The 8,434-nt window shown below is 67.0% G+C and carries 9 protein-coding genes and 2 pseudogenes; 5 read left to right on the top strand and 6 right to left on the bottom strand.

Translation table 11 applies throughout. The features are described 5' to 3' along the window. Nucleotides 1-160, top strand: a 160-nt coding sequence (locus ABD357_RS23800) for an L-serine ammonia-lyase, iron-sulfur-dependent, subunit alpha (RefSeq protein ID WP_196943212.1), incomplete at its 5' end; no start/stop codon positions are given. On the opposite strand, the gene ABD357_RS23805 is transcribed toward ABD357_RS23800, so the two are convergent. After that, nucleotides 147-722, bottom strand: coding sequence for an NUDIX domain-containing protein (locus ABD357_RS23805; RefSeq protein WP_344392761.1), 576 nt, complete (start codon nucleotides 720-722; stop codon nucleotides 147-149). The genes ABD357_RS23800 and ABD357_RS23805 overlap by 14 nt on opposite strands. A 165-nt stretch (nucleotides 723-887) precedes the next feature. Here ABD357_RS23805 and ABD357_RS23810 point away from each other — a divergent pair, with 165 nt between their 5' ends. Continuing rightward, entirely contained in the window at nucleotides 888-1,445 is a 558-nt protein-coding gene (locus ABD357_RS23810) for a glycoside hydrolase family 25 protein (RefSeq protein WP_344392762.1), read from the top strand. A 58-nt stretch (nucleotides 1,446-1,503) separates the two neighbouring features. On the opposite strand, the gene ABD357_RS23815 is transcribed toward ABD357_RS23810, so the two are convergent. After that, complete coding sequence (locus tag ABD357_RS23815) at nucleotides 1,504-3,702, bottom strand: MMPL family transporter (RefSeq protein WP_344392763.1); 2,199 nt, start codon at nucleotides 3,700-3,702, stop codon at nucleotides 1,504-1,506. Nucleotides 3,703-3,812: 110 nt separating this feature from the next. On the opposite strand from ABD357_RS23815, the gene ABD357_RS23820 reads away from it, so the two are divergent. Continuing rightward, entirely contained in the window at nucleotides 3,813-4,463 is a 651-nt protein-coding gene (locus ABD357_RS23820; RefSeq protein ID WP_344392764.1) for a TetR/AcrR family transcriptional regulator, read from the top strand. A gap of 82 nt (nucleotides 4,464-4,545) precedes the next feature. Here ABD357_RS23820 and ABD357_RS23825 read toward each other — a convergent pair whose 3' ends face one another. Both ABD357_RS23825 and ABD357_RS23830 read right to left on the bottom strand, forming a co-directional pair. Next, nucleotides 4,546-5,388 carry a helix-turn-helix domain-containing protein gene (locus tag ABD357_RS23825; RefSeq protein ID WP_344392765.1) on the bottom strand — a complete coding sequence of 281 codons (843 nt, stop codon included), beginning with the start codon at nucleotides 5,386-5,388 and terminating at the stop codon, nucleotides 4,546-4,548. 12 nt (nucleotides 5,389-5,400) lie between these two features. Then, a complete protein-coding gene (locus ABD357_RS23830; RefSeq protein ID WP_344392766.1) occupies nucleotides 5,401-6,153 on the bottom strand; it encodes a DUF6879 family protein in 753 nt (250 codons plus the stop codon). 210 nt (nucleotides 6,154-6,363) lie between these two features. Here ABD357_RS23830 and ABD357_RS23835 point away from each other — a divergent pair, with 210 nt between their 5' ends. Then, on the top strand, nucleotides 6,364-6,573 hold the full coding sequence (locus tag ABD357_RS23835; RefSeq protein ID WP_344392767.1) for a hypothetical protein: 210 nt from the start codon (nucleotides 6,364-6,366) through the stop codon (nucleotides 6,571-6,573). 166 nt (nucleotides 6,574-6,739) lie between these two features. Here the strand turns inward: ABD357_RS23835 and ABD357_RS23840 are convergent. Together ABD357_RS23840 and tnpA are read right to left on the bottom strand one after the other, a co-directional pair. After that, a pseudogene (locus tag ABD357_RS23840) lies at nucleotides 6,740-6,910 on the bottom strand (EF-hand domain-containing protein); the annotation flags it as partial. 80 nt (nucleotides 6,911-6,990) lie between these two features. Next, nucleotides 6,991-7,407 (bottom strand): IS200/IS605 family transposase, encoded by a 417-nt coding sequence (gene tnpA, locus ABD357_RS23845; protein WP_344392768.1) that lies wholly within the window; start codon nucleotides 7,405-7,407, stop codon nucleotides 6,991-6,993. Between the two features lie 27 nt (nucleotides 7,408-7,434). Here tnpA and ABD357_RS23850 point away from each other — a divergent pair. After that, nucleotides 7,435-8,355 (top strand): annotated as a pseudogene (locus ABD357_RS23850) (RNA-guided endonuclease InsQ/TnpB family protein); the annotation flags it as partial. Nucleotides 8,356-8,434: the final 79 nt, after the last annotated feature.

The raw sequence follows: 8,434 nt of genomic DNA on the forward strand, positions 1-8,434 counted from the left end.
AGCCGTCACCGCCGCCCGCATGGCCCTGCGGGGCGACGGCCGGCACCACGTCTCCCTCGACAAAGTCATCAAGACCATGAAGGACACCGGCGCCGACATGTCCGTCAAGTACAAGGAGACCGCCCGGGGCGGCCTCGCCGTCAACATCATCGAGTGCTGAGGGGGCGCCGCCCGCCGGGCCGTCCGCTCACGCGAGGCGGCGCCTGGCGCTGAAGCCCTTCCTGCTTCCAGCCGTCCAGGAACACCTGAGAGCCACCCTTGAGGTAGCTGTGGAGAGCACTTGCGGTGGACTTCACGAACTCGTCGGGGATGGCGTCGGCGTCAACCCAGCGGACCTGGGCGTGTTTGCGCGGTTCTCGGTTCTCGGGTTCGCCGGACCATTCGTGTGCGGCGAAAACGACCGTGAGGAAGCCATTGGGGGCTTCGACGCCCCAGGCACAGTGGATGATGTGAGCGACCTTCAGCGCCTCCGGCTTCACGCTGAGGCCGGTCTCCTCGTAGAGCTCGCGTACGGCGGTTTCGGTGATGGGTTCGCCGGGTTCGCTCTTGCCGACGGGGAGGTCCCACATGCCCTGAGCGAATTTGGCGTTCTGGCCGCGCTGGAGGAGGACGACGCGGTTGGCGGCCTTGTCGTGGACGATGACGGCGGCGACAAGGCGGGTCATGGATTCCAGAGCGGGCTCGAGGGCCTTGGGCTTGTCATCGGCTGACCGCTGAGCCACGGCTGATGTCCCTTCGTCGGCCGGTGAGTGTGCTTATGCTCTGCGGCCGCGTTCGACAGAACGTCCATGCGAGGGTGGGGCGGCTGAAGTAAGGGGAAAAGTCAAGGTAGTTGCGGCTTCCCTGGCCCGCTCTTCCCTCTCCCCCACCGCACGGAGGATCCCCCCATGCTGCGCGGCATCGATGTCAGTTCCTATCAGTCGTCCTCGTACGACACCGATGGCCTTTCCTTCGTCTTCGTCAAGGCGACGGAGGGCCGTTCGTACGTCAACCCGAAACTCGGCGCCCAGACGAAGACGGCCCGAGACGCCGGATGCGTGGTCGGCTTCTACCACTTCCTCTGGCCCGGCAACCTCACGGCCCAGGCCGCGTACTTCGTCAGCAAAGCGCCGGAAAGAGCGGGCGACATTCTCGCGGTGGACTGGGAGACGACGAGTGAGGGCACGCATGCGAGCAACTCGGAAAAGGACCGCTTCATCCGGAAGGTGAAGGAATTGCGGCCGAATCACAGGGTCGTCTTGTACGCGAACAGGAATTACTGGTTGAACGTCGACACGACCTCGTACGCGGGCGACGGCCTCTGGATCGCCGACTACGTCACCGCGGGCAAGCCCCGCATCCAGGCCAAGTGGCGCTTCCACCAGTACACGGACGACCCGCTGGACAAGAACGTGGCGGACTTCGCGAGCAAGGCCGCGCTCCGGGAGTGGGCCCAGAGCGGCTGACTTCCACTCCCGCGAAGCCCTCTCCCGAAAGCCGAATCAACTGCGCGCCGCCAGAGGGTCAGACCTTGGCGGGCGTCCGCTCCTCCTCGACGGGCGCGCCCTCGGTGAGGCCCAGCCGCCCGTGCACCGCACGCAGCGGCTTCGGCGCGTACCAGGCCGTACGGCCGAGGAGGCGCATGGCCGCCGGTACCAGTACCCCGCGTACGGCCACCGCGTCGATCAGGATCGCCAGGCCGCTGCCGAGCCCGAACATCTGGATGAAGCTGACCTGAGCCGTGCCGAAGGCGAAGAAGCTCACCGCAAGCAGCCCGGCGGCCATGGTCACGATCCGCCCGGTGTGCGAGAGCCCGCTGGTGACGGCGGTCTCCGTGTCGGCGCCCGCGTCGTGCAGCTCCTTGATCCGGCTGGTCACGAAGACCTCGTAGTCCATGGACAGGCCGAAGGCGATGCAGAACATGAGCACCGTCATGGAGGTGTCCATCGGCTGCGGAGTGAAGCCGAGCAGCGAGGACAGATGGCCGTCCTGGAAGATCCACACCATCACGCCGATGGCCGCGGAGAGGCTGATGGCGTTGAGGACCAGCGCCCGCAGTGGCTGGACCACGCTGCCGGTGAACAGGAAGAGGATCAGGAATGTGGTGCCCGCTACGAGAACGATGGCGGCCGGGAGCCGGTCGGCGATCGAGTCCTTGGAGTCGACGAGGCGCGCGTCGGTGCCGCCGACCAGCGTCTCGGTCCCGGCGGGCGGATCCACTGCCCGTACGTCCTTGACCAGGTCCTGGGCCTCGTCCGACTTGGGGGTGAGGCCGGTGACGACCGTGATCCGCTGGGCGTCGGGCCGGGCCAGTGCGGCATTCGCATGCCCTGGCGGGGTGGCGCGGCCCTCGCTGAATGTGCCGGCGGACGTCTCGACCCGCACGGCGCCGTCGAGCCGCGACAGCTCGGTCGCGTACGAGCGCAGCCGGTCCGCGGCCACGGGCCCGGTCGTGACGATCTGCACCGCCGACTCGTCGCTGCCCGTGAAGTCGTGCTGCACCGTGGTGGCGACCTGCCTGCTCTGGGCACTCTCCGGCAGCACCCGCTCGTCCGGCGTGCCGAAGGTGACGCCGAGCAGCGGACTCGCGGCGAGCAGCAGGATCCCGAGGACCGGAAGTGCGGTCAGCGCGGGCCTGCGCATGACCGTGCGGGCGAGCCGGCCCCAGAAGGGAGCCTCGGCGCTGCGTACGGTCTGGGCCCAGGGCAGGCGGCCGCTGTTGACCCGGTGGCCGAGCACGGCGAGCAGTGCCGGGACGACGAGCAGGGCGCTGACGGCGGCGATGACCACCACGCCGATGCCCGCGTAGGCGAAGGAGCGCAGGAAGAACTGCGGGAAGACCAGTAGGGCGGCCAGCGCGGCGGCGACGGTCGCCGCCGAGAAGACGATGGTCCGCCCGGCCGTCCTTACGGTGTGCCGGAGCGCCTCGGGAACGTCGGCGCCCTCCGCGAGGTGCTCGCGGAACCGGCTGATCATGAGCAGGGCGTAGTCGATGCCGAGGCCGAGGCCGAGGGCGGTGGTGAGGTTGATCGAGAACACCGACACGTTGGTGATGCTGCCGAGCACATAGAGCTCGGCGAAGGTGCCGACGATCGCGATCAGCCCGATGACCAGGGGCAGCAGTGCCGCGACGAGGCTGCCGAAGGCGATCACGAGCAGGATGAGGATCAGGGGCACGGCGATCGTCTCGGCCAGGGCGAGGTCCTTGGCGACCTGGGTGGGAACTTCGTCGCCGACCGCGGCCTCTCCGCCGGCCTGCACGGTCAGCCCGTTCCGGTCGCCGGTGTACGCGTCGATGAGCGCCGAGGCGTTGTCGCCCTGTTCGGTGTCGTCGCCCTTGACGTGGGCCAGTACCAGCGCCGCGTCGCCGTCCCGGGAGGTCAGTGTGGCGGAGCCGGTGTCCCAGTACGAGATCACGTTCGCCACGGCGGGTTCGTCCTTGAGCTCCGAGGTGAGGGTGCGGCCCGCGCGTTCGGCGTCGGCGGAACCGAGGTCGCCGTCGTCGGCCCGCACCAGCAGGACCAGGTTGGTCTCGCCGCCGAACTTCTCGTCGATGAGTTCCTGGGCGTGGGTCGAGGGCGCGTTCGGATCCTCGAAGCCGCCGCCGAGGAGCTTGCCGAACGCCCCGAAGCCGATGGCCCCCATCGCGACCACGGCCACCACGGTCAGTGCCAGTACGAGTCGGCCCCGGTGCAGGGCCAGCTCTGCAATTCGATCGAACAAGGTGATCGCCCCCAGATGTTTATGCTGTTAACATTGACGATGACACAGGATGTTAACGGCGTCAACTTCAGCCTTCGAAGCAGGATGGAGTTTTCGGGCAGGATGGAGTCATGGGAGCGATCACTGGCGGCAAGTCCCGCTACCACCACGGCGATCTCCGTAACGCGCTGATCGGGGCCGCCGTGGAACTCGCGGCCGAGGGCGGCCCCGAACGGGTCATCCTGCGCGAAGCGGCCCGCAGCGTCGGCGTTTCGCCCACCGCCGCGTACCGCCACTTCAGCGGCCAGGGAGATCTCCTCCATGCCGTGAAGGCCCGCGGCCAGCAGGCGCTCGCCGCGTCGATGACCGAGACCCTCCACGCACGACCCCGGCTCGACGACCCCGGAGAGGAGGCCGTGCGCAGGGCCGAGGCGATCGGGCGCGGGTACATACGGTTCGCGATCGAGCACCCGGGGCTCTTCCGCACCGCCTTCTGCCGTACGACCCCGGAGGAGCCCGATGCCTTCACCGGCCTCGAAGCCCCCGACGACAGGCCGGAGTTCGCGGCGTTCGTGGAGCTGTCCGACACGCTCGACGCGCTCGTGGCCACGGGCCGGATGCGGCCGGAGAACCGGCCCGCCGCCGAGGTCGCCGCCTGGTCGACCGTCCACGGCCTCTCGCTGCTCATCCTTGACGGGCCCCTCGCCCGCCTCCCCGCCGATCAGCGCGACGCGGTCGTCGAACGCACCATCACCACGATCGTGGCGGGCCTTGTCCGCTAAGCGCTCCGCTGAAAGAACAGTGATGAACCCGCGGACCGGTGGGGGCTGGTCGCGCACACGCGAGCCGACGGCCTCTTGTTGATCACAGGGACTGCCGCGCCCGGCTGATCACCCGCTGCGCGTCGGCACCATACGCGGCGGACTCGCGGAGCGTCTTCCAGACCTTCGTGTAGAGGGCGATGTTGTCCGCGTCATCCAACCACAGCTCCGCGTGCCAGTCCTCTGCCACAACGAGGCGGTCATCGAGGATCCAGAAGCCGTTGGCGGGCACGATCTTCACGGGGGAGGAGAAAGGCACGATCCCCAATTCCACCGTGTCCATCCCGACCAGGCCGATCAGCCGGTCGAGCTGCGCGGTGAGTACGGCGGGAGGGCAGACCAGTGAGCGCAGCGCGGCCTCCCACATCAGGACGTGCAGCTTGCGGCCGGGCTGGTACAGCCACTCCTGGCGCTTCATCCTGGCCCGTACGGCGTCTTCGATGTCGCTGGCCGGAGCCAGCAGCTCCGAGTACCGGGTGATGACATGACGCGCGTACTCGGGTGTCTGCACCATTCCGGGGATCACCGACTCTTCCCACATCCACAGCTCCGTGGTGCGTTCGATCTCCCTGCTCAGGTTTTCGTGCACGGGCTTGAATCCGTTTGCCAGGGCTCGTCGCCATGACCTGATGTGGGACTCGAATCCTCCGAGGCGGGAGGCGAGTTCGGGATACGCCTCGGGCTGGCCGGTCGCCTCGGCCCACGCACGCAGGTCCTCGGGGGTGGCCGTCTGCCTGCCGTTCTCCAGCTTGCTGACCTTGGATCCCGGCCAGCCGAGCCGCTGTGCCAGTTGCTGGCCGGTGAGCCGACCATCGGGGCACGAGAAGCGCAGTTCGCGAAGGCGCGCCCCGAGAGCTTCCCGCGCTTGCTGATAGTCAGTGCTCACCGGTCTCGCACGCTACTCGGCCGTGGCCACCTGGGCGGCGAACTGCTGGTACGGGACGGCATGGTGCATGGCTGCGTCGCGCACGGTGGAGTACCGCACGACCTGGGCGGGCTCCGTGATCAGTTCGATGGTGAGCAGATTGTCGTCGTCGTCGAAGCGCAGCAGGGCGACGATCCGCGAGTCGAAGATCCAGAAGTCCTCTGCGGGCAAGCCGATCCGCCTCGCATCCTCCCGCCAGAGATAGCGCATGTCCTCTCCGACGGACGCGTTGTGCCTGGCGTAGTCGAGCAGGAACAACTGCTCCTGGGTGGGCGGGTTGTCGGCCACGCGGACCCGGCCGATCTTCTTGCCGGCGTCCGTCTGGCGGCGGATGTTCACGAACCATGGTTCGTCGAAGTCGCACGGAGCACTGCCCGTCTCCAGGAAGGCCCGGTAGTCGGGGTCCTCTCGGTCGGACGCGTATCCGCGCCGGGTTTCCAGACGCCAAGCGGTGTGCTCGAAGGTCTCGAAGAGGCGCCGGAAGGTGTCCCGGTCGACCAGGTCCGGCTCCCGTTCCATCTCCTTCGGCCCCCAGTTCACAAGCAGTTCGCGCGGTACGACGACAGCGGCTTCCCCTGCACCGAAGTGCCGCAACTGGGCGATGTCGTCAGGGTTGGTGAGCGGTGTGCCTTGCACGACCACTTCACCCGTGTCGGCGTCGGTGTGCAGAGCGGGGCAGCCGTCGACCTTGCTGTCGGTGCCAGTGAAGCGTAGCTGACGAGCCATGGTCGGAGTCTCCTTCTCCCAGGGGCAGTTGATCTGATCAGCATCGCCTGGCCGCCACCGCTGAACTACGCCGCGCCGCCACCTTCATGAGAAAACTCCGGCAAGCCGAACAGCGATGCGAGAAAATTTGAGAAAACAGCATAGCAGCCCCCACCGCCCCCTCCTTAACGTCCAGTTCATCGAGCACAGCTCAGCAGAGGAGCATCCGACATGACCACCAAACAGCAGACGACTCAGGAACCGCCGATCGACCTCCCCGTGGGGTTCGATGCCTGGCTGCTCGACTGTTCACCGGCACCCGGCTGCGAAGTGTGCGCCGCCAACTGGAAACAGCTCAACGCCTACAAGAAGGCCGGTGACATCACCAAGGCCGCGAGGCACGCCACCGAGATCCGGGACCACGCCTCGGGAGTGCACTGATGGCGATCCGCAGGCACGTCGAGCGGCGCTGGATCGACACGGGCTCCGGCCCTGGCCGGATGGTGGACGTGTGGGTGTACGACAAATCCACCAGGAGTGAGCGATGTCCAGCCCTCGGCACAACTGCGGCGGCGCACTCTGTGGGACGCCAGCCAGTCGGCTCGACTCACTTGTTCAGGTAGATCCAGAACTCATCGAACGAGAGAAGTTTGTCGCCGTTGAGGTCACGGTCGGCGATCACGGACTCGGTGACGTTCCAGTCCCCGCCCTGGGCCAAGGCGGTCTTGAACTCGGCGGCGGTGATGAAGCCATCGCCATCCGTGTCAATCCGCTGGAACTACTTACCGGGACTCTTGCAGAAAGCCCCGGCGTTCACGCCGGGGATGAATGCGTCTTAAGACCTCTTTGACGTGCACGTTAGAGCGGACGTTGCTGCTGCTCGATGTACTGGCGGACGATCGCCAACGGTGCTCCGCCGCAGGATCCCGAGAAGTATGAGGGCGACCACAGGTGCCCGCGCAAGATGGCGCGGTTGATACGGCCGGTGAACTCCTGCCGTATCCGGCGGGCGGAGACACCCTTGAGGCTGTTGACCAGCTTCGAGACTGCCACCTTGGGCGGGTAGTGCACCAACAGGTGGACGTGATCGCGTTCGCCGTTGAACTCCTTCAGCTCCGCCTCAAAGTCTTCGCAGACCTTGCGCATGACCTCTTCGCAGCGCGTCAGCATCGCGTCGTCAAAGACTCCGCGCCGGTACCTCGTCACGAAGACCAAGTGCACATGCATCGCCGAAACAACGTGCCTGCCACGCCTGTAGTCGTCTTGCTCGTCCATGAGACCAATCGTAGTAGGATCTTGGCCATGCAACTCCGCTACAACTACCGGGCCTACCCGGACGCCACCCAGCGCCGTGCACTGGCCAGTGCGTTCGGGTGCGCCCGCGTGGTGTGGAACGACTGCCTGCGCGACCGCAAGGAAGCGCACGCGGCAGGGCTGCCGTATGTGACGTCGGCGGAGTTGTCCCGGCTTCGCATCACCCAGGCCAAGCGCACCGAGGAACGAGCCTGGCTCGCCGACGTGTCGGCGGTCGTCCTGCAACAGTCCCTGCGGGACCTGGACACCGCCTACAAGAACTTCTTCGACTCGATTCTGGGCAAGCGGCCCGGCCGCAAGGCCGGCCCGCCCCGCTACAAATCGAAGAAGGACACCCGGCAGTCGATCCGCCTCAACGCCAACGCCTTCTCTCTGAAGGAGAACGGCACGGTGTACGTGGCCAAGGTCGGCAACCTCAAAGTCAAGTGGTCCCGCCGCCTGCCGGCCGCACCCACCTCCCTGACCGTCACCAAGGACAGCTCCGGCCGGTACTTCCTCAGCTTCGTCGTGGACACCCAGCCGGACACCCTCCCCGAGGTGGACGCAGAGGCAGGTATCGACCTTGGCCTGTCCGCCTTCGCGGTCCTGTCCGACGGCCGGAAGATCGACAGCCCGCGCTTCCTGCGCCGGGCCGAGAAGAAACTCAAACGCCTTCAGCGGGAGCTGTCCCGCAAGACCAAGGGATCGAAGAACCGGGCCAAGGCCCGCACCAGGGTCGCACGCCAGCACGCCAAGGTGGCGGACCGGCGCCGGGACTGGCACCACAAGGCATCCACACAGATCATTCGCGACAACCAAGCGGTGTACGTGGAAGACCTCGCGGTGTCCGGCCTCGGGCGCACCCGGCTCGCCAAGTCCGTGCACGACGCGGGATGGTCCGCGTTCGTCGGCATGCTGACTCTTAATGCAGTAAGTCAAGCTGCCTGAACCTCCTCCCGGGGGCTGTACTCCCTCTCGTAGAGTCGGCCGTCGCGCAGCATCGCCCACA

Origin of the sequence: Streptomyces vastus, from assembly GCF_039532825.1 — a bacterium.
GTDB classification, from domain to species: domain Bacteria; phylum Actinomycetota; class Actinomycetes; order Streptomycetales; family Streptomycetaceae; genus Streptomyces; species Streptomyces vastus.